The sequence below is a fragment of the Flavobacterium sp. ZB4R12 genome (genome assembly GCF_048276375.1).
Classification (GTDB): domain Bacteria; phylum Bacteroidota; class Bacteroidia; order Flavobacteriales; family Flavobacteriaceae; genus Flavobacterium; species Flavobacterium gawalongense.
In genome coordinates, this window is record NZ_JBLNKS010000001.1 from 36,327 (window position 1) to 56,348 (window position 20,022).

General features: G+C 33.0%; 19 protein-coding genes. 9 read left to right on the top strand and 10 right to left on the bottom strand.

Going from position 1 to position 20,022, the window contains the following annotated elements; translation table 11 throughout:
* Positions 1–48 precede the first annotated feature (48 nt).
* Genes ACNO7W_RS00140 through ACNO7W_RS00150 form a run of 3 tightly spaced genes read right to left on the bottom strand, consistent with a single transcriptional unit; the run spans position 49 to position 4,335 of the window.
* Positions 49–2,436, bottom strand: coding sequence for a M28 family peptidase (locus ACNO7W_RS00140; protein ID WP_417936543.1), 2,388 nt, complete (start codon positions 2,434–2,436; stop codon positions 49–51).
* A gap of 25 nt (positions 2,437–2,461) precedes the next feature.
* Positions 2,462–2,809: a hypothetical protein gene (locus ACNO7W_RS00145; protein ID WP_417936544.1), complete on the bottom strand. Its 348-nt coding sequence runs from the start codon at positions 2,807–2,809 to the stop codon at positions 2,462–2,464.
* Complete coding sequence (locus ACNO7W_RS00150) at positions 2,806–4,335, bottom strand: GNAT family N-acetyltransferase (protein ID WP_417936545.1); 1,530 nt, start codon at positions 4,333–4,335, stop codon at positions 2,806–2,808. The genes ACNO7W_RS00145 and ACNO7W_RS00150 overlap by 4 nt, the downstream gene beginning before the upstream one ends.
* A 180-nt stretch (positions 4,336–4,515) precedes the next feature.
* Here ACNO7W_RS00150 and ACNO7W_RS00155 point away from each other — a divergent pair, with 180 nt between their 5' ends.
* Positions 4,516–4,848 (top strand): single-stranded DNA-binding protein, encoded by a 333-nt coding sequence (locus ACNO7W_RS00155; RefSeq protein ID WP_417936546.1) that lies wholly within the window; start codon positions 4,516–4,518, stop codon positions 4,846–4,848.
* A gap of 572 nt (positions 4,849–5,420) precedes the next feature.
* Here ACNO7W_RS00155 and ACNO7W_RS00160 read toward each other — a convergent pair.
* The 6 genes from ACNO7W_RS00160 to ACNO7W_RS00185 all read right to left on the bottom strand — a co-directional run bounded on the left by ACNO7W_RS00160 (position 5,421) and on the right by ACNO7W_RS00185 (position 12,139).
* On the bottom strand, positions 5,421–5,939 hold the full coding sequence (locus ACNO7W_RS00160; protein ID WP_131914494.1) for a ferritin: 519 nt from the start codon (positions 5,937–5,939) through the stop codon (positions 5,421–5,423).
* A 37-nt stretch (positions 5,940–5,976) separates the two neighbouring features.
* Positions 5,977–6,606 carry a CatA-like O-acetyltransferase gene (locus tag ACNO7W_RS00165; protein ID WP_417936547.1) on the bottom strand — a complete coding sequence of 210 codons (630 nt, stop codon included), beginning with the start codon at positions 6,604–6,606 and terminating at the stop codon, positions 5,977–5,979.
* Positions 6,607–6,999: 393 nt separating this feature from the next.
* Entirely contained in the window at positions 7,000–8,259 is a 1,260-nt protein-coding gene (locus tag ACNO7W_RS00170) for an OmpA family protein (RefSeq protein ID WP_417936548.1), read from the bottom strand.
* Between the two features lie 333 nt (positions 8,260–8,592).
* Positions 8,593–9,279: an HAD family hydrolase gene (locus ACNO7W_RS00175; RefSeq protein ID WP_417936549.1), complete on the bottom strand. Its 687-nt coding sequence runs from the start codon at positions 9,277–9,279 to the stop codon at positions 8,593–8,595.
* A gap of 66 nt (positions 9,280–9,345) precedes the next feature.
* A complete protein-coding gene (gene metG, locus ACNO7W_RS00180; RefSeq protein ID WP_417936550.1) occupies positions 9,346–11,406 on the bottom strand; it encodes a methionine--tRNA ligase in 2,061 nt (686 codons plus the stop codon).
* A 505-nt stretch (positions 11,407–11,911) separates the two neighbouring features.
* Entirely contained in the window at positions 11,912–12,139 is a 228-nt protein-coding gene (locus ACNO7W_RS00185; RefSeq protein ID WP_417936551.1) for a helix-turn-helix domain-containing protein, read from the bottom strand.
* A 265-nt stretch (positions 12,140–12,404) separates the two neighbouring features.
* Between ACNO7W_RS00185 and ACNO7W_RS00190 the strand changes: the two genes are divergently transcribed.
* The 5 genes from ACNO7W_RS00190 (at position 12,405) to ACNO7W_RS00210 (ending at position 17,078) form a co-directional block, all read left to right on the top strand.
* Positions 12,405–13,031 (top strand): hypothetical protein, encoded by a 627-nt coding sequence (locus tag ACNO7W_RS00190; protein WP_417936552.1) that lies wholly within the window; start codon positions 12,405–12,407, stop codon positions 13,029–13,031.
* Between the two features lie 182 nt (positions 13,032–13,213).
* Positions 13,214–14,623 carry a phospholipase D-like domain-containing protein gene (locus ACNO7W_RS00195; protein WP_417936553.1) on the top strand — a complete coding sequence of 470 codons (1,410 nt, stop codon included), beginning with the start codon at positions 13,214–13,216 and terminating at the stop codon, positions 14,621–14,623.
* Between the two features lie 3 nt (positions 14,624–14,626).
* Positions 14,627–15,961, top strand: coding sequence for a hypothetical protein (locus tag ACNO7W_RS00200; RefSeq protein ID WP_417936554.1), 1,335 nt, complete (start codon positions 14,627–14,629; stop codon positions 15,959–15,961).
* A gap of 28 nt (positions 15,962–15,989) precedes the next feature.
* The gene (locus tag ACNO7W_RS00205; RefSeq protein ID WP_417936555.1) at positions 15,990–16,361 is read left to right on the top strand and encodes a hypothetical protein; all 372 of its coding nucleotides are present in this window, start codon (positions 15,990–15,992) and stop codon (positions 16,359–16,361) included.
* Between the two features lie 18 nt (positions 16,362–16,379).
* Positions 16,380–17,078: a hypothetical protein gene (locus tag ACNO7W_RS00210; protein ID WP_417936556.1), complete on the top strand. Its 699-nt coding sequence runs from the start codon at positions 16,380–16,382 to the stop codon at positions 17,076–17,078.
* Between the two features lie 4 nt (positions 17,079–17,082).
* Here the strand turns inward: ACNO7W_RS00210 and ACNO7W_RS00215 are convergent, their stop codons facing one another.
* On the bottom strand, positions 17,083–17,412 hold the full coding sequence (locus ACNO7W_RS00215; RefSeq protein WP_417936557.1) for a nucleotidyltransferase family protein: 330 nt from the start codon (positions 17,410–17,412) through the stop codon (positions 17,083–17,085).
* Between the two features lie 120 nt (positions 17,413–17,532).
* Between ACNO7W_RS00215 and ACNO7W_RS00220 the strand changes: the two genes are divergently transcribed.
* From ACNO7W_RS00220 to serS, 3 genes are all read left to right on the top strand, one after another.
* Positions 17,533–17,703, top strand: coding sequence for a hypothetical protein (locus ACNO7W_RS00220; protein WP_417936558.1), 171 nt, complete (start codon positions 17,533–17,535; stop codon positions 17,701–17,703).
* A 112-nt stretch (positions 17,704–17,815) separates the two neighbouring features.
* Complete coding sequence (locus ACNO7W_RS00225; RefSeq protein ID WP_417936559.1) at positions 17,816–18,355, top strand: hypothetical protein; 540 nt, start codon at positions 17,816–17,818, stop codon at positions 18,353–18,355.
* Positions 18,356–18,598: 243 nt separating this feature from the next.
* On the top strand, positions 18,599–19,870 hold the full coding sequence (gene serS / locus ACNO7W_RS00230; RefSeq protein ID WP_143387120.1) for a serine--tRNA ligase: 1,272 nt from the start codon (positions 18,599–18,601) through the stop codon (positions 19,868–19,870).
* Positions 19,871–20,022: the final 152 nt, after the last annotated feature.

The window sequence follows — 20,022 nt, forward strand, 5'->3', positions numbered from 1 at the left end:
TCCAAAAAAACGAGACGAAATGAAAAGCTTGGATGTTTTAGTGTTGCACTACATTAAACTGTCTTTCACAACCGTCAAGCTATCTTTTACAGCAGGATCAATAATGGCATTGTCCAAAGGTTTTGTAACTAATTTTGGGCTCGGTTTTATCTTCTGTTTGATAATTACTGCATCATTCAAAACAAATGGCGTGGGCATCATCCAGTTTTCTCTTTTTGCCATTCCAAATAAAGGATTGGTCATTAAATCAAAAGAACTTTCCATTAATTCCATGTCCAAAATTGTAGCAGCATTGACGCTAAATTGCATTTCCAAAGGCATATTGTCAACTACATAATAACTCAATATTTTCTTTCCGTTTCGCTCGTATTTAGAACCTTTTTGGCCTAATGAAGTTACGCCGTTAGCCCTAAAATTATTGATTGTCATTTTTTCATTGGCAAAAATATCATAACGGTTTACGTTTCGATTCGGTGAAATTTTTATTTTCAAATACCTTTGATTGCCCACAATTCGGTCTTCAAGAAATGCTATAGTTGGTTTTTCTAATACTTTTATGGGAGCATCAGCTTGATAAGTAAACTTGGAATTGTATTTGCTTGGCAATGGCGTGTCCTCCATGGCAGTAGCTTCTTTCGGGTTTTCACCTAAATAACCTTTGGTCCAGGAATCAAGATTGGTATCATAGGTTACCCAGTTGGCTTGGTTCGTATCGGCATTAAAGATGTACAACAAACTGTTTGATTTGGCTTTTCCAAATTCGTATCCTGATTCAGAATGTGCTTTCGCAAAAAAGCCTATGGCGAGTATAAAAAACACAAATGACCAGATTCCCTTTTTGGCGAAAGCCCCAAAAACGGGCAACAATAAACTGAAGGTCAATACGGTAAGAATGGTGCTTCCAAACAGCACTTTTAATCCCAAACCGATAGGGAACATTTGGATAAATGGCACTATGATAATCAAAGCAGGAATGCTGCAAACAAGATTTAGTGTTTTATTAGATCTTTGGGTAACAATAAAAACACTAAAAATAAATAGCCCAAAGTAAACTGGAATAATCAAAAAGCCTGCGCCTTGTAAAGTAAAAGTAAGACCTCCGTTGATGATAATCCATAAAAATAATGGTGCCACATAATGATTCATCGTTACCTTTTTGGCAGAAAATCGGTTGTAAAATGCTAAGGGTATCGCTAGAGCCAAAAGAACAAAAGCGGCAATGTAAGCATGACCATTATAGGTAAATCCGTTGAGTAAGTCATTGTATTGCGGGTACACTTTCAATAATGTTTTCCATCCCAAAAAAGTAATTAATCCGGTAACGATTAGGGAACCCAAAAACGGAATAAATCCTCTGCCAATTTCCCTGAATGATAAAATGCGTTTGGCTTTTCCTAAAAATAACAGAAAAATAAACAACGCCAGTGCGACTATTACCATTGGCAAAATCCAACTGAATGGATAACTTATAAAAGTATACGGAATGGTGAAATAGACGTAATCTTCGCTGGCTTGTGTAGTTTTCAAATCAGCATTCGAAAAATAATTCAGCAAAGGGATCAAATAAGAACCTTGATGCGTTAAGGTATTTTTGCTCAAATGATTGATATCGTCCTGAGCGGTATGATAATTAAAATGATCGTCAATGAATGCAAAATTATACCCTTGAATATTCCCTTGTTCCCTGAAAACGGTCAAATCGGTATCATTGGGTAACATTTTATAAATGCTGTACATCAACGAATTAGAAACGGGAAAAGTCGCATTCGCAGCAGCAAATTCTTTCACCAATCCTGCATTTCCCTTGTTGGTTTCCATCAACATATAACTGGGTCCGGAAGAACCGCGCGCTTCAAAATTGAGCACCAAACCCACTTCTTTTGCCCATTGATGTTGGGTTACAAAAAGAGCTGCGCCATTTAATCCCAATTCCTCCGCATCCGAAAACAAAATAATAATATCGTTTTTATGTGGTGTTTTAGTATACAAAAAAGCACGAACACTTTCTAAGATCGTTGCTACGCCTGAGCCGGCATCACTTGCTCCAGGAGAGTAGGAATGAGGTGCGCTGTCATAATGTGAAAGTAACAACAAAGCTTTAGAACTATTGGTGCCTTTTATTCGAGCTAATATGTTTTTTGATTTTACTAAATTTCCCCAATCGCTCAAGGTATATCCTTCCTGAATTGAAGTTTCTAATCCAAGCTTGTTAAGTTCTTTTAGGAGATAATTAGCAACGATTTCATGATTTTCGGAACCTACATAATGGGGTTGTTTTGAAATGGCTTCCACTTGCTTCAGAGCTCTTTTTGTCGAAAATTCAGAAAGTGGGCCTTCATCATCCGAAGTCCAATGTGGCATCATCGTAAAGTAAATCAATCCCAGAATTACTAGGATAAATAAACTGGCAAAAATAGAGGAGTAATCTTTTTTCATGGTAGGTAGGTTGGGGGTTGTGGGATTAAATATCTTTTTTAACTAACATATAAAAATCATTTTCCAAGGGTAGGTAACCTTGGTCATACAGAAAATAGTAGGTATTTCCTGTTCTGGTTTGTAGAATATTAGTAAAAAACTCAAAATCGAAACCTTTGCTCAGGAGTTTTGCTCGGGTGGTTTTTGATTTTCCTTCGGTATTAAGTTCAGATAGAACGCGGTAATTTTTGCGCAACTTATTGTTGATGTTGCGCATAAAATTAGTACTGTCTTTATTTATTTTATTATTGTAGGCATTACGACAACCGTCACTGCAAAACTTTTTGTCTTCGCGGCCTACAATCTTTTCTCCACATTCTAAGCAGGTTTTCATGGATTGATTTTTTTAATTTCATACAAATCAGTTCTACGGTCTTTTAGGATTCTGGCACTTCCATGTTCGTGAAGCTCTTTAAGTAAATTCAAATCCACATCTACAATCAAAGTCATTTCAGTATTAGGAGTGGTTTCCGCTTTTATTCCGGTGCTAGGGAATGCAAAATCCGAAGGTGTAAATACAGCGGTTTGTGCATATTGAATGTCCATGTTGTTTACTTTTGGAAGATTTCCGACACATCCTGCAATGGCTACATAACATTCGTTTTCTATGGCTCGGGCTTGCGCACAGTGTTTTACTCTTATATAACCACTTTGTGTATCGGTTAAAAACGGTACAAATAAAATATTCATTTCTTCATCGGCCATTAATCTCGCCATTTCCGGAAATTCAACGTCATAACAAATCATGATTCCTATTTTTCCACAATCAGTATCAAAAGTTCTAATTTGTGAGCCGCCTTTCATTCCCCAATGCAGCACTTCATTTGGAGTTATGTGAATCTTATAATACATTTCAGAGGTTCCGTCTCTTTTACAAAGAAAACCAACATTGTACAAAGTGCCATTTTCTAAATAAGGCATACTTCCTGAAATGATATTAATATTATAAGAGATGGCAAGTTCCTGAAATCTTTTGCGAATGGGGTCTGCATATTTTGCAAGCTCTCTAATGGCATCAGGTTCAGATAAATGATTGTAATCTGCCATAAGCGGGGCAATAAACAACTCCGGAAAAAGGGCAAAATCACTTTTATAACCGGATATGGCATCAATGAAAAACTCAGCTTGTTCAAATAAGGCTTCTAAGTTTATTAACGGGCGCATTTGCCACTGAATTAATCCAAGTCTGATGATACTTTTTTGGGTATTTATTAATTGAGGACTTTCATCATAATAAATATTGTTCCATTCTAATAATACAGCAAATTCTTTGGAATCGATGTCTCCTGCCAGATAGTTTTTCATAATTCTCATTACGTGAAAATCATTACTCAGCTGGAAGGAAAGTACAGGGTCATGCAATTCTTTTAGTTTTACTTTTTCGATATACTTTTTTGGAGTCAGCTTTTCAGCGTGTTTGTTATAATTTGGAATCCTTCCGGCAAAAACGATAGCCTTTAGGTTTAATTTTTCACACAATTCTTTTCGGGCATCATACAATCGTCTGCCAAGCCGCAAACCTCTATACTCAGGATGAATAAATACATCAATTCCATACAATATTTCTCCTTTTGGATTGTGTGTCGAGAAAGTAAAATTTCCGGTTATTTTAGCGTAATTAGGATTTTTATCAACTAAAATTTCGTCCACAATTAATGATAGTGCAGCGCCCACCACTTTTCCGTCTGCTAAAATTACTAATTGTCCTTCAGAAAATAGACCAAGTAATTTCTCAATATCTTGTTCTTTCCAATATGAATCTGCCATTTCCGGATAAGATTCCACCATAGATTTTTTTAACTGCTTATAGTCGTCAAATTCTAGATTTCGTAATTCTACTTTTTTTATTTTGGCCTGCATAAGAATTTGATTTTCATCAAATATATATAAATTTTTCCATTTACAAACGGTTACAAATAGTTACAACCGAAAGTAAACAGTTAGTAACCGAATACTTTTTGGAAGTCATCGCATCTTTGCAATGTTGATTTGAAAGAACACTTCAACAAAACATACACTAACATTTAAATAGTATACGCCATGAATGCATTAAGAAACAAAGTACAGTTAATTGGACACGTAGGAAATGATCCGGAAATCAAAACTTTTGAAGGAGGAAAAAAATTAGCCAATTTTACATTAGCTACAAACGAAAGCTACAAAAATGACAAAGGAGAAAAAGTAGAAGAAACCCAATGGCACAAACTTGTAGCTTGGGGAAAAACTGCCGAAATCATAGAAAAATATGTTACTAAAGGCAAAGAAATTGCCGTTGAAGGGAAACTGACCCATAGAAGTTATGATGATAAAAATGGCGAGAAACGCTATGTTACCGAAGTAGTGGTCAATGAGGTAATGCTTTTAGGGAAATAATATCCAGTGATCAGTATTCAGTATTTAGTGATCAGTCCCAGTTTACAGTTATTGTAATGTTGCAAACTGTGATTGAAAACCAAACAAAAAAAGCCATCGATAATCATCCTATACCGTCTGGGCACAAATATTGGATCGAATATTTAAACACGAATTTCACTAATTTACACGAATTAATTCGTGTAAATTAGTGAAATTCGTGTTTAACTTTTTTACATATTAACCTATAAAATCAGTGTAAATCCGCATAATCGGTGTCGTCTGTGTTCTTATTTATACTTGTGTCCACAAGGTAGGATAATCATCGGTGGTTTTTTTTAACTAAAGTGTGGACTGCGACTAATCACTGACCACTATTTTTTTTTGCGTAAATCAAACTTAGGGCAGTTTTTGCAGCGTTTGTCTTCCCCTTTTTTATATTTTTCGCAACACTTTGACTTGAGGTTTTCTTTAGCAGATCCGTTTTTAAGGAGTTTTTTTTTATCCTTTTTCTTTTCCTTCTTTTTATCCTTTTTACTCAATTTCGGCAGCATTAAAATCAAGTTACACTATTTATTCCAAAGAGTGTTTCGCTATTTAGAGCCTTTAGATGTAGCACTGTTTAAAGTCAGCTGCTGAATATCTCTGTCAAATAAATACAAACCACCTTTATCATCACCAATTAGGTTTATTTTATCCAAAATAAGTTTAGCTTGGGCTTCTTCTTCAATTTGTTCGGCTACGTACCATTGTAAAAAGTTGTGTGTGGCATAATCTTTTTCAGAAAAGGAAATGTGAACCAATTCGTTAATCGAATCAGAAACAAAAATTTCATGTTTGTACAGTTCTTCAAACATTTCTTTGAAGGTTTCATAGCTCGTTTTTGGTGCTTTCAATTCAGAAACTCGAGCATGACCGCCACGCTCGTTTATATATTTCACCAACTTAAGCATGTGTGTACGCTCCTCATCGGATTGTGCATACATAAATTTCGAAATCCCTTCCAAACCATGGGTTTCGGCCCATGAAGCCATAGAAAGATAGGTTTGGGATGATTCAGCTTCAATTCGAATCTGATTGTTCAGCGCGTGTTCTATATTTTTTGATAGCATGGCAGTAAGTTTTAAGTAAAGTTACAAAATACTTAATCTACTGATTCATAATTTCTTGAAAATAATCTACAAATTGTCCTAAATGTAAGCCATCTACTAATCCATGATGTACATGAATTGACATTGGCATGGTTCTCTTGCCGTTTTTAGCAATTTTCATTTTTCCAAAAGAAATCTTCGGGCAGCTATCCGGGAAAGTATAACTTCGGGCATGTGATAATGAAGTAAAATTCAACCAAGGAATCGCCGAAAAATGGATTACATTATCATCTTCAAATGTTCGGGTGAAAAGACCGGTCGTGTTTTGTATTCTTTCAATCTCCGCCAATGCAGTCGCAGTAAAAACAGCAAAATCAGAGTTGTATTCGATTAAAGAAAATCCGAAACTGCCATCTTCACGGCCAATAGTTGCAGAAGCATTAATTTGGTCATAAATATATATTTGGTCATCCGAAATCCTGTAGCGAAATGATTCGGTGGTATTGACTGCAACCAACGTTTTTTGTAAATAGTAGGTAAAAAAGGAAGCGTTCAGCGATTTTGCGGTAGCATAGGCTTTGGTACAATCAATTTCTACGGTTGCACCAAAAAAAGGTTCTTCAAATTGTCTAAAAAAATGGAAATGCTCCTTTCTAGACCAGTTCTCTATATCTAAAAGTGTTTTCAAGATTTTGTAATTTTATTGGTCCCAAAAATAGTTAAAACTATGTACTTTAGTGCATTTCGCTTTAGCTTCTAAAAATGTTTTAGTCACGAATTGGACGAATTTTCGTAAATTAATTCGTGTTAATTTGCGTAATTTGTGGCTAATAAATAAGTGTTATAACCGTGCAGACTTTAAGTCTGCCAACCAAATCTATGGACTTTCAGTCCATAGTGGTTTAGTTATGGTTTAAAAATACAGCTATTCTTAATCCTTAAATTCATTTTTTAGGGACTTTTATTGTGAACGGATAATAAAATTGATTATGCTGTAATTCTTAAAACGGAAATTATTAGACATAAAAAAAGCCCTAAAAAGAAATTTCTTCTAGGGCTTTTTTGTGATAAAAAAAGTAGCTTATTTTACTGTGAAAGTAACTCTTCTAACTAATTTTCTTGCATTTTCTGAAGCTTTATCAACTGAAGTATCTTCACCAGCAGCAATTACATTCAATCTTGATGCATCAATATTAGCTTTTACTAAGGTGTTTTTTACATTAGCAGCTCTTGCATTAGATAATTTATCATTGTATGCAGATCTTCCTAATTCGTCAGCATGACCAATAATGTCAACTGAAGCAGAAGGATTGTTTCTCAAATACGTTAAGATAAAATCGATACCTTCAGTAGAAACATTAGTTGGTTTAGATTTATCGAAATCAAAATAAACAGCTACATAACCACCATTAATTAAACTTTTAATCAATTCGTTATCGTATACAGTAGTAGTATCATCAGTTTTACTAACATAATTTTTCAAGATGTAAGCTTCAGTTTCATCAGGAACGTTATTGTTGTTTTTATCAACTGATTTACCTTTAGTATCAACCATTGCACCTGCAGCAGTATTTGGCTCTTGATCCAAATAATCAGCTACTCCGTCATTGTCAGCATCAAGCATCTTTGTTTCGATAGCTGTAAGTCTATTGTCTATAACATTGAATCTATCTTCATTATCAAGAACCCAGTCAGCATGTTTTACATTTTTACCTAAGTAAACTGTTATACCTGCAGTACCGTTAAAAAGAATTCCACCGAAACCTCTAGTGCTTGATGAGCTAGCGCCATCAAAAGCAAGATTTTGTTTCGCATTAAGAATTGTTGTAAAATCTCCTGTTAATGCAATTCTGTCCGTTAATTTGATTTGACCAGTTAAACCAGCCATGAAGTTACCCATTCTGTCTTTTAGGTAAGAAGGCTCTTTTCTTTCTAACATTGATAAACCGAAACCAGCATGACCTAATAAACCAATTGATTGGGTCCAAGTTTCAAAATTCATGATTCTTCCTAAGTTAGCAACACCCTGTAAGTCTACTCTGTAGTACTTAGTGTCGAAATCAACAGATTCCTTTTTTCCTGTGAAACTGTTTAAACCAAGATCAGCTTTCAAACCGAATTTGTTGTTAAACATGTAACGAACTCCTAAATCAACAACGTAAGGGCTTATTAATGTTGTTGCATAACCTGAAGTCATTGGTCTTTGTGGTTTGTTAAAACCACCGGCTAATTCAACTGACCATTTGTTAAAGCCATCTTCTGTGCTTTTTACAGTTTCTGTTTGAGCACTCAAAGTGGTCATTGCAGAAGCAAATACTAAAGTAAGTATGATTTTTTTCATATTGTTTCAATTTTTATTTAATGCAAAAATACATCACAATATTTTATAAAAAAATTCAAACAGTTAATTATGTAATAATTAATAATTATTCTATAATAATAAAAAGTAGTTTTTTAAATCAAGACGCTGTATATCAATATTTTAAAAATAACATAAGAAAATATTTATTTTTAAAAAAATTATCAAATAACAGAAAAACATGTGATTTCATACTTGAAATGTTGCTTATTTAAGCAATTATGGAGGTGTTTTTGGATTAAGAATGCCTTTTTAACACGTTCTCTAATCGCTTAACTCTAGCCTACTTTAGCAATTATTTCCAAATGCGTTTCATTATTCCAATCTCTTTAAAACATCAGTTATATTTTCGAAAGCACTGAAATTCTCATGTTCTACTTTATGGTCAATTTTTTCGTGTGCCCAAGTCGTGTGAAACGGAATGTGAACGGCGTGTCCGCCAATGGCTAAAACCGGTAAGACATCCGATTTTAAAGAGTTTCCAATCATAAAAAATTCGGAAGGTTTTATTTCCAATCGTTTGATCAAATCCGAATAGTCAATTTCTTGCTTGTCTGACATCACCTCGATATGGTGAAAATAATGACCCAATCCTGAATTGTGCAGTTTTCGGCGTTGATCCAATAAGTCTCCTTTGGTGGCAACAACCAATTTGTATTTGCCTTTCAAAGCTTCCAGCGTTTCCTCTACACCATCCAATAAAACAATCGGTTTTTCGAGTAATTCTTTTCCGTATTGGATGATTTTCTCAATGATTTCGATAGGAATGGTATTGTTAGAAATTCTCATCGCCGCTTCAATCATCGAAAGGATATAGCCTTTTATGCCGTAACCATACAATTTCAAATTGTCGATTTCCACCTTGAAAAGTTCTTGGGAAATTCCTTGATGCGAAAGATAATCTTCCATCAATCCACAGAATTTTTTCTCGGTTTCATCAAAATAGGTTTCGTTGATCCATAAGGTATCATCGGCATCGAAGGCAATTACTTTTAGGTTCATTTTTATTTATTTTACCGCAGATTCACAGATTGATAAAAAATAATCAGCGAATCCGCGGTTATTTTTTTAATTTATCGTCTCCCCATTCGCAACGCCATCTGTATCAGGATTTACAAAAACCAGTTTTCCTTCAGCATTTGTAGTCATCAAAATCATCCCTTGACTTTCCACGCCACGAAGGTTTCTTGGAGCCAAATTCACTAAAACAGTCACGCGTTTCCCTATGATTTCTTCCGGTGAAAAACTCTCGGCAATTCCTGAAACTATTGTGCGAACATCAATTCCGGTATCTACTTTTAAAATCAAAAGCTTGTTGGCTTTTGGCATTTTTTCGGCTTCCAGAATCGTTCCTACACGGATGTCCATTTTGGCAAAATCTTCAAATTGAATCGCCTCTTTTTGTGGTTCTGCTTTTTTGTTTTCGGCAGTATTGGCGGTTTTTGTAGCTTCCAGTTTGTCTATTTGTTTCTGGATTTCCTCGTCTTCAATTTTGGCGAAAAGCAATTCAGCTTCACCAATTTGGTGTCCAGCCGGAATTAAATCAGAAGTTTGAGCGATAGTATTCCAGTTTAACGGACTTTCTATTTTTAAAATTCTTGACAATTTTTTTGCTGTAAATGGTAGGAAAGGTTCGCAAAGTGAACTTAGTGCTGCGGCAATTTGCAAGGCCACATACATTTGCGTTTGCACGCGCTCCGGATTGTCTTTGATGACTTTCCAAGGCTCTTCGTCAGCCAAGTATTTATTTCCTAAACGCGCCACGTTCATCAATTCACTCAACGCTTCACGGAATCTATAACGTTCTACAGAACTCGAAATCACCGCTGGATATGCTTTCAATTCCGTCAAAGTCGCTTCGTCCACTTCCGAAAGTTCGTTTGGTTGCGGTACAATTCCGTTGTAATATTTATTGGTCAACACCACCACGCGATTAATGAAATTCCCGTAAATCGCTACCAATTCATTATTGTTTCTCGCCTGAAAATCTTTCCAGGTAAAATCATTATCCTTCGTTTCCGGCGCATTCGATGTCAAAGCATAACGTAAAACATCTTGCTGATTTGGGAAATCTTCCAAATATTCATGCAACCAAACTGCCCAGTTTTTAGAAGTAGATAATTTGTTCCCTTCTAAATTTAAGAACTCATTTGCAGGAACATTGTCTGGTAAAATATAACTTCCTTCGGCTTTCAACATCGCAGGAAAAATAATGCAATGGAAAACAATATTGTCTTTCCCAATAAAGTGCACCAGTTTCGTGTCTTTGTCTTTCCAGTACGGTTCCCAATCTTTTCCTTCACGCAAAGCCCATTCTTTCGTAGATGAAATGTAGCCAATCGGCGCATCAAACCACACGTATAATTTTTTTCCTTCGGCACCTTCAACCGGAACATCGATTCCCCAATCCAAGTCACGAGTTACCGCACGAGGCTCTAATCCACCGTCAATCCAGGATTTTACTTGTCCGTAAACATTCGGTTTCCAGTCATTTTTATGTCCAACGAGAATCCATTCTTTCAAGAAATCTTCATAACGGTCCAAAGGCAAAAACCAGTGTTTCGTCGATTTCAAAATAGGAGTTTCTCCCGTAATTGTCGATTTTGGATTGATTAAATCCGTAGCGTTCAAAGTCGAACCACATTTTTCACATTGATCACCGTATGCTTCTTCGTTGCCACATTTAGGGCAAGTTCCCACCACAAAACGGTCTGCCAAGAATTGATCTGCTTTTGCATCATACAATTGCTCAGTCACTTCTTCGATAAAATCACCTTGGTCATACAGTTTTCTGAAAAATTCCGAAGCCGTATCGTGATGGATTTTAGACGAAGTTCTGGAATAATTATCGAATGAAATTCCAAAATCAGAGAACGATTTACGGATTATTCCATCATATTTATCAATCACTTCCTGTGGCGTAATGCCTTCTTTTTTGGCTTTCATCGAAATCGCCACGCCGTGTTCGTCACTTCCGCAAACAAACAAAACGTCTCTTCCCTGCAATCTTAAATATCTGGAATAAATGTCCGAAGGCACGTAAACACCCGCCAAATGGCCAATGTGAATCGGTCCGTTCGTATAAGGCAATGCCGCTGTAATCGTATATCTTTTTGGATTCTGTATCATGATTCAATTTTATTGAGTGCAAAAATAAGCAATAGAATTTTTATTTGAAGCTATTTCCCGCTATCCGTTGCAATCTTTCTATTTTTAAAGAAAAAATAGAAAGGATTTCCACTGCTATCGGGGCTAGGGGATTCCTAAATTATCAGAATTTTTTTCAATAATTTAATATGTTTTTCAACAAAATAAATTATAATTTTAAAACAAACACCAAAAATTGATTTATCGAGGTGTTTTATTTTTTATATGTTGTGTCTATATGTGTCGTTCCTACGGAACTTTATTCCTTTTATTTTATACCTGCCAACGGATTAAAATCCGTTGCTACAATATGAATTGTTCCTATGGAACTTTTACGCACCTATAAGAGCCGTAGGCTCGGCATATATTGTAGGGATGGATTTTAATCCGTCCACATTTGACGATATATTCATAAAGTGCCGTAGGTACGGACGATATTTACAATCAAATTTGTAGGGAAATAACAAAATAAGGAATAACGTAAAAGTTATTTTATTTGAAAATTGAGCAACTCTTTTGGCTCGATTTCTAGAGCGTTGGCAATTTTTACTAAAGTTCTAATGGTGGTGTTTATTTCTGCTCTTTCGATTCTGCCTATGGTGGTTTTAGGTAAATCGCTTATATCCGCTAGACTTTGTTGAGATAGATTTTTTCTTTCTCTTATTTGCCTAATAAATACGCCAAGATTTATAATAAAACTTTCCTCTGAAATCATATTCAAAGGTCAAAACAAAAATATTTTTGACGGACGCTTAAAAGCGTCTTAATTTTATTATATTTGGAAATAATTAAAAAAATATCGTTGCAATACGGTTTCCCATAAAGTAATGTGTTTTCTTCTTCATAAATTTGACAAAAGAATTAAAAACTAAACACAAGCTTTTCTAAAAAATAACAAGATTTTTTTAATTTTTGAGTTGTAGAAATAGTGTAAATCAATAAATTGTGCGTAATTAGCTTTTAGAAATTGCCATTTATAAATGAAAATAATAAACGAAATACATTCTATAGAAAAATATCAGATTACATCTGAACACTCGTTTTATAAGCAACTTAAAGTTATCATTAAACAAGCTGATTTGGTAACAAGAGAAATTTTTAATGTAAATAGCAATCCTAATCCATTTAATGGAATCTTATTACTTGAGAATAAAATTTCTAATCGAATTGTTTGTTTCAATTCAAACCTAATAAATTTCAGTAATTCAGACACATTTGAAATTGAAAGACAAATTAAAATAGATGATTTTGATGTATCTGCTGTAGCAAATAATCAAAGAATTATTGATTTAGTATATGAGCACGAACAATTATCAAGTGTTATTGAAACACAATTTATTAATTGGTGGGAAGAGAATATTAAAAATTTTGTTGTGACAAAATATTCTAAAATGGAAAAAGCAAATTCAATTTGCCAATTTGCTAGACAAATTAGAAATGGCTTTGGTCATTCGGGAATATCTATAAACGTAAATAATTGCCCAGATCCTATTTGGAATTCGCTAAATCTTAAAAATTACCAAGGCGAAAAAATATTTTCTCTTATAACGATTGCTGACTTGATAAATTTTTGGATTGAATTCGAAGAAGTGGAACTAAATAATTAGTACTTCTGTTACAGCACTTGGCAGATTTGGACTTTAGTGGATTTCCTTTTTAGTTTGTGTTTTAGTTTAGCAGAAAACACTCTCTTCTAAAAACAAATATCACAAAGTGCGGTAACGTTTGCAATACTTTCCTAATTACAAAAACACATATTAAGAATAATAAATAGAACCAAAAGAACTTAATGAAATCACAAGCCTACTTCGAGAAAATACATAAACACATCGAAACCAATTTAAAAACTTCTAAGATAAGTATTAGAATTGCGGTTGCTTGGTTTACAGACACGAAACTATTTGATATTCTTTGCGAAAAAGCCAAAGAAGGAATTCAAGTTGAATTACTTATGGCAAATCACGAAATAAATCACGATAGCAATATAAAATATCGAGATTTAACAAACAATGGAGGACAAATATTTTGGATAGGCAAAGAAGGTGCTTATGCGCCTTTGATGCACAACAAATTTTGTATCATTGACAATACTATTTTAATTTTTGGGTCTTATAACTGGACACAGAAAGCCAAGTCAAATCACGAAAGCATAACAGTAATTGAAGAAGATTACAATCTCATTTTGGATTTCAATCAGGAATTTGACAAGATAAAAGACAAGTATTATAATCCAAATGCCGAAATAGATTGGATGAAGATTGTTATACGATTGGAAACATTAGTAAATGTAATTAAGCTCGAAGATTTAGAAGATATTAATTATCAAATTGATAAAACTAAAAACTTGATTCCTAAAAATCATTCGGATAAAAAACTTGACTCATTAACCATTATATTAAATCATTGTTCAAAAAAAGAATTCAGTCAAGCCGTAGTTTTAATTCAAAATTTCACCAGTGAATTCAAAAAAATAAGTATTTACAATGACCCTGAAATTCCGGCATTACAGTTAGAAATTAGAAGTCTTGAATATCAAATTTCTAGTTTGTCAGACGAAAAAACGGATATAGAAAAGAATATCAGAAGTTTTGAATTAAAATATAATGAAGAATTAGGGGGGTTAATAACTAAAATTCTTCATTATAAAAAAGTTGTAGCCGAGAAAATTGCCAAAGAATCAAGAGAAGATAAACAAAAACAGCAAGAATACGAAGAAGCAAAATTTGACTATGAAGATTTCTCAAAGTCATATAACGATAAATTAAACGAACCAAAACCTTTTGTTTTAGATGAAGAAAAACAAAATGAACTAAAGAAAAATTATCGTAAAGCAACTAAACTTTGCCATCCTGACAAAGTAACGGAAGACCAAAAAGAATTGGCAACCAAAATATTTACCGATTTAAAAAACGCCTACGATAATAATAACCTCGAAAAAGTAAATCAAATTTTAAATGATTTGGAAAAAGGATTTTTTAAATCTCAAGGCGAAACGATAGACCAAAAAGATAAACTTAAAATAATTCGTGAAAATTTAATTCGTAAACGTAATGAATTAGAAGAAATGTTATTATCAATTAAGAATACCGATGCCTTCAACAAGATAAGTCATATTAAAAATTGGGATAATTATTTTGAAGATACGAAAGAAGAATTTAATAGAATTCTTGAAGAACTAGAACACGAAATAACTATTTAGAATATGGAAGAAAATAACAAATCTTTAATTTCTGTAAATATTTCATTAGCAAAAATTGAGAAACAAATTGCTATTGGAGAGAAAATATTAGGTTTAAGAATAACAAATCAAGAACTTAAAAAAATAAAAGATTTACTGATATTTTTAGGCAGTAAAAATAACTTCTCAATAAACCTATTATCACATTTCTATTCATTTAATATAGAAACAATCGACAAAAATATTAACAACTTTGATTGGTCTTTTTTATCAAACAATAATAATATCAATTGGTCAGCCCAATTAATTGATAAATACAAAGATAAATGGTGCTGGGATATAAACTCAAAACTATGTAACTATGGAAAAAAAGTTAAAGTACGTGGATATATTATCGATAATTCAAATATAAAATCAATTTCAACAAATGAATCTATTAAATGGACATTAGATGATATAGAAAAATTTAAAAATTATATTAATTGGCCTGGATTTTCTAGTACTGTAAAATTAGATTGGACAGAAGAAATTATTGATAAGTTTAAATTTGATTTTTTAGGTTTGAGTTCAAATGAATCTTTTGAATGTCCTGAACATATAATGAATAAATATTTTAAATTAAAAAACTTGTCATTCTGGAATTTAAGTAAAAATCCATCTGTAGATTGGAATATTGAAAGAATTAAAAAGAAAATTGATCAAATAGGTTTTTCATATTTGTTTAGAAATGAAGGAATCGATTGGACTGATTCTTTACTTAAAGAAGTATTGGAATTATATGAAAATTTTCTACCCGAAGAAGATAAAAAAGAAAGTATTAAGATGGCTTGGAAATATTTTAGTACAAATAAAAGCTTTCAATGGTCTGAAGAATTTATCGAAAAAAATGAAATGAAATTAAGTTGGGGACATCATTGGGCTAATCCAGAACTTAGCTTAAGTAATAATGAAGGTTTAGCTTGGAATGAAAATTTTATTGAAAAATATCTTGAAAAATGGAGTTGGTTTTATTTAAGTAAAAATTCAAAATTACCTTGGTCAGAAAACTTTATCAATAAGTATATTGACAATTGGGAATGGGATAATTTAAGTGAAAATCAAGGATTACCTTGGAGTGAAAAATTTATAGATGAGCATATTGAAAAATGGAATTGGAAAAAATTAAGCCAAAATCCTAAGTTACCTTGGTCGTTGGGTTTTTTTGAAAAATATTTTGATAAATGGGATTTTAATATTTTGTTGTTCAATAAAGGTTTTTATGAAATATTTAGATCTAGTTTAGATGATAAATTAGTAAATGAAATAATTTTTGAAATCATAAATAAAAAAACACATTACAGTAAATTAGATTTAATCTAAAATCATCCTAAAAAGAATATATAAAATTATGAAAAAAACTATTCAGCATAAATTATTGACTTCAAATGAAACATTAGAATTAGAAATTACAACTCATAGAGATTTTGTTGAATGCCTTCAAAAAGCATCATCTCCATTTTTTGGAAATAGAAATAAATTATTTATAAATCCTGAATTACAAATTGAACAATATGAAACAGTTGTGATAAGATGTTTCATATCAGAAAATGAAAGAAGTAAAGTTTTAAATTTTGCAGGAGAAAATAGTATGAACATAACATATAAAGTTGTTGAAGAGTTTATTAAAGAAAATTGGGCTAAAGGAGAAATATTGGAGGAGCTTGAAAATTTAAGTTGCAATCATTTCGAGCATCAATTTAAATATGCAATAATTAAGTAAAAAAATCAACGACTAAAAATGGCAAGAATTGATCATTGTAGTAATATAATTCATTTTACAAGAGGGAAAAATAACCCTTTAGATTATGAAGAAGCATACCTATCATTCAAAAGAATAATAAAATATAAAACATTGAACAGTGGAAATGGAATGATTCTAGGAAAACATAAATGCATTTGTTTCACAGAGATTCCTGCAAAATGTTTAACAATTAACGGAACACTTGACAAAAAATATTTCTCAAGATATACTCCATTTGGATTTCAACTAACAAAAAAAGACATATACAATCTCAATGGTAGACCAGTAATTTACTCACATAGAGATGAATATAATTTAGAGGAAAATAATCCTAACTTGAATTGGAGATTTGTAACATATGACCCAAATAAAGAAGGGAGATCAGATTTTACGTGGGAAAGAGAATGGAGGATAAAAAATGATTGTATTAAATTAGATAACGAAAAAGTGAAATTAGTTTTTCCTAATATGGGTTGGATAAATCGATTCATAACTGAACACGAAAAAGAATATCACAATTTAAGTTTAGATGATGATTGTGAAAAATGCTATTGCACAAGAGATGCAACAATCTTAAAAATAAAAGATATATTAGAAGATGAAAGCTGCGAAATATCAAGTGGAACTTGCACAAATCCAGATAAATTTCCTTGGATATTAATTGATATGAATGAAAAAGAAACAATTTGCCATTAAGACATCAGAAAGATACTTTTTGCTTTTTTCCGTCATAAAGTAAAATTTTTGTAGTGTCTATATTTTTTCTAAGAATTGGATTTTTAATGGATGAATGGGTCAATAAATCAACTTTTCTTTGAAAAAATTCTTCGAGTTTGTCCCAAATATCCATCAAATTTTCCCCACGCTCGATAGGGTCTTCGGTATCAATTTCGATTAGTAAATCAATATCACTGGATTCATCATTGAAATTTTCAGTCACAGCAGAGCCAAAAGCATAAATATTTTTAACATTATGACTTTTGCATAATGTCAAAAATTCCGCTAATTTCATTTGTATAGACTCTTTCATTTTCATAAGGCTAAGATAGTTTATTTTTTTAAAAGATATTTTCTGTTTTATAGATAACACATCCAGAAAGAGAGGTGCTTTTTTTATATTTGTAAACGCAATTAATGAAGACTGTAAATTATGGCAAAAGGACCCGAAAAAAACACCAATAATAAGGCTTTACATGCCAAATTGTTGAAACGAAAAAAGGCTAAACTTCAAGAGGAGAAAAAAGAAAAAGCCTTGCGTTTGAAAGCTTTAGTTGCAAAAATGAATCAGAAAAAGAGTAGTAACGAATCTGATGTCAGTTAAATGGTAGCGCTAATCAATCTGTGCTAATCTGTGTAATCCGTGGCTGAAAAAAACTTTTCGATTCCTCACTATTTTACCCGAAATTTGCAGCAAATATTCAAACACAAAATCTATGGAATTCGGTAGAATAATTATTTCAGAAACTGCAATGAACAGTGAAAATCTCCAAGATGTAATTCACTCTAATATTTCGGTAATCAATTTAATGCGTGAGGAAGGGGTTAACGATGATTTGATTCACGAAGATGCTTTAATGAGTTATTATTTAGATTATTATACGTCACAATATACGGAGGGAAATTTTGCTCAATTTGTATATAATTCGAGTTGGGATAAGGAATTGAACGAATTGATAGAAGAAGGTTTGGCATTAATTGGCGCCGAAAAGCATTTGGAATTGTTCCAACAACAATCCAAAAAAGTAAAATTAATGAGCAGTGTAAAGCTCAATAAATTCCTGAAAGGGAAACTGGAAGGCGTAAATCCTACCAGAGATTTGCTAAACAACGATACTTTTTTCGAAATAGAAGAAAACCTGATTACTTTGAATGCTAATTTTTTAAAAAAGCATCCAGACTTCGAAGTGCTTTCGGTTGACGATATGTTTGCAACCTTAGAAGAATTTGTGGGTCATGAGATTAAAAGAGAGTAATCTAAAGTCAAAAGTCTAAGGTCTTAAAGTTTTTAAAGTCTCGTTTTTATTGCGTTTAGTTGGTTTCTGACTTTATTCTATTGATTGTAAATCAAATGCAATAATAATCTGGTAATAGTCGGTGTATTTGACTTTAAGACTTTAAGACTTGCGACTTTTGGGTAAACTTTGTCCCGTTTCTATCAAACATTTCCTTAAATTTGCTTCCATTATTATATAAGTTAGCGTTAAAAAAATCAAGCTATGTTACAAATCGCATTTATTAGAGAGAATCAGGAAAAAGTAATCAAGGCTTTGGCAAAGAGAAACATCGATGCTACAAGTGTTGTTGAAGAAGTGGTACAACTGGACGAAAAACGTCGCGCTACGCAAGTGGAGTTAGACGGGATTTTATCCGAATCTAATAAATTATCCAAAGACATTGGCGAATTGATGAAAGGCGGAGAGAAATCTAAAGCCGCAATTCTAAAAGAAAAAACAGTTTTATTAAAAGAGAAAAGCAAGAAGTTGGCTGAAACTGCCGATGTACTTGCCGCTGAACTTTTAGAGAAATTATATACGTTACCCAATCTTCCGGCAGATATTGTTCCAGTTGGTAAAACACCTGAGGAAAACCTAAACGTTTTTGAAGAAGGTGAAATTCCGGTTTTGCACGAAGGAGCACAACCGCATTGGGAATTGGTGAAAAAATACGACATCATCGATTTTGAACTTGGAGTAAAAATTACTGGCGCTGGATTCCCGGTTTATAAAGGAAAAGGAGCACGATTACAACGCGCCTTGATCAATTATTTCTTGGATAAAAATACTGCTGCCGGTTACAATGAAGTTCAGGTTCCGCACATGGTAAACGAAGCATCTGCTTACGGAACGGGACAATTGCCGGACAAAGAAGGACAAATGTACCACGATGCTACCGATGATTTATACTTAATTCCAACGGCGGAGGTTCCAGTGACGAATTTGTTTCGTGATGTAATCTTAAACGAAAATGAATTGCCCGTTTTAACAACGGCTTACACGCCTTGTTTCCGTCGTGAAGCAGGTTCTTATGGTGCGCATGTAAGAGGATTAAACCGTTTGCATCAATTTGACAAAGTGGAAATCGTTCGTGTAGAACATCCGGATAAATCATACGAAGCTTTAGACGGAATGGTAGAACACGTGAAAAATATTCTTCAGGAATTGAAATTACCATATAGGATATTGCGTCTTTGTGGAGGCGATATGGGTTTTACATCAGCATTGACGTATGATTTCGAAGTTTTTTCTACCGCGCAAGATCGTTGGTTGGAAATCAGTTCGGTTTCTAATTTTGAAACTTTTCAAGCCAATCGCTTGAAGTTGCGTTTCAAAGACAAAGACGGAAAAAACCAATTAGCACACACTTTAAACGGAAGTTCATTGGCTTTGCCAAGAGTTTTGGCTGGAATTTTGGAAAACTACCAAACTCCGGAAGGAATCGTAATTCCTGAGGTATTGCGTCCGTATTGCGGGTTTGATATTATAAATTAGTGGTCAGTGTTCAGTTTTTTAGTGATCAGATAGAAATATACCATAATAACACAATTGTTTAGAACCATTGGGGTTTGATTGTGATTTTTTTTGGTATTAAGAATTGAATATTTATTTTTTGAGTACGCTTGCTGAACACTGAATACTGAACA

Bases quoted from the DNA above. Each gene is read 5' to 3' on its own strand.
- ACNO7W_RS00150 (WP_417936545.1), bottom strand. From the start codon at position 4,335: ATGCAGGCCAAAATAAAAAAAGTAGAATTACGAAATCTAGAATTTGAC.
- ACNO7W_RS00195 (WP_417936553.1), top strand. From the start codon at position 13,214: ATGAAATCACAAGCCTACTTCGAGAAAATACATAAACACATCGAAACC.
- ACNO7W_RS00140 (WP_417936543.1), bottom strand. From the start codon at position 2,436: ATGAAAAAAGATTACTCCTCTATTTTTGCCAGTTTATTTATCCTAGTA.
- ACNO7W_RS00220 (WP_417936558.1), top strand. From the start codon at position 17,533: ATGGCAAAAGGACCCGAAAAAAACACCAATAATAAGGCTTTACATGCC.
- ACNO7W_RS00225 (WP_417936559.1), top strand. From the start codon at position 17,816: ATGGAATTCGGTAGAATAATTATTTCAGAAACTGCAATGAACAGTGAA.
- ACNO7W_RS00170 (WP_417936548.1), bottom strand. From the start codon at position 8,259: ATGAAAAAAATCATACTTACTTTAGTATTTGCTTCTGCAATGACCACT.
- ACNO7W_RS00210 (WP_417936556.1), top strand. From the start codon at position 16,380: ATGGCAAGAATTGATCATTGTAGTAATATAATTCATTTTACAAGAGGG.
- metG (WP_417936550.1), bottom strand. From the start codon at position 11,406: ATGATACAGAATCCAAAAAGATATACGATTACAGCGGCATTGCCTTAT.
- ACNO7W_RS00145 (WP_417936544.1), bottom strand. From the start codon at position 2,809: ATGAAAACCTGCTTAGAATGTGGAGAAAAGATTGTAGGCCGCGAAGAC.
- ACNO7W_RS00185 (WP_417936551.1), bottom strand. From the start codon at position 12,139: ATGATTTCAGAGGAAAGTTTTATTATAAATCTTGGCGTATTTATTAGG.
- ACNO7W_RS00160 (WP_131914494.1), bottom strand. From the start codon at position 5,939: ATGCTATCAAAAAATATAGAACACGCGCTGAACAATCAGATTCGAATT.
- ACNO7W_RS00175 (WP_417936549.1), bottom strand. From the start codon at position 9,279: ATGAACCTAAAAGTAATTGCCTTCGATGCCGATGATACCTTATGGATC.
- ACNO7W_RS00205 (WP_417936555.1), top strand. From the start codon at position 15,990: ATGAAAAAAACTATTCAGCATAAATTATTGACTTCAAATGAAACATTA.
- ACNO7W_RS00190 (WP_417936552.1), top strand. From the start codon at position 12,405: ATGAAAATAATAAACGAAATACATTCTATAGAAAAATATCAGATTACA.
- ACNO7W_RS00215 (WP_417936557.1), bottom strand. From the start codon at position 17,412: ATGAAAGAGTCTATACAAATGAAATTAGCGGAATTTTTGACATTATGC.
- serS (WP_143387120.1), top strand. From the start codon at position 18,599: ATGTTACAAATCGCATTTATTAGAGAGAATCAGGAAAAAGTAATCAAG.
- ACNO7W_RS00200 (WP_417936554.1), top strand. From the start codon at position 14,627: ATGGAAGAAAATAACAAATCTTTAATTTCTGTAAATATTTCATTAGCA.
- ACNO7W_RS00155 (WP_417936546.1), top strand. From the start codon at position 4,516: ATGAATGCATTAAGAAACAAAGTACAGTTAATTGGACACGTAGGAAAT.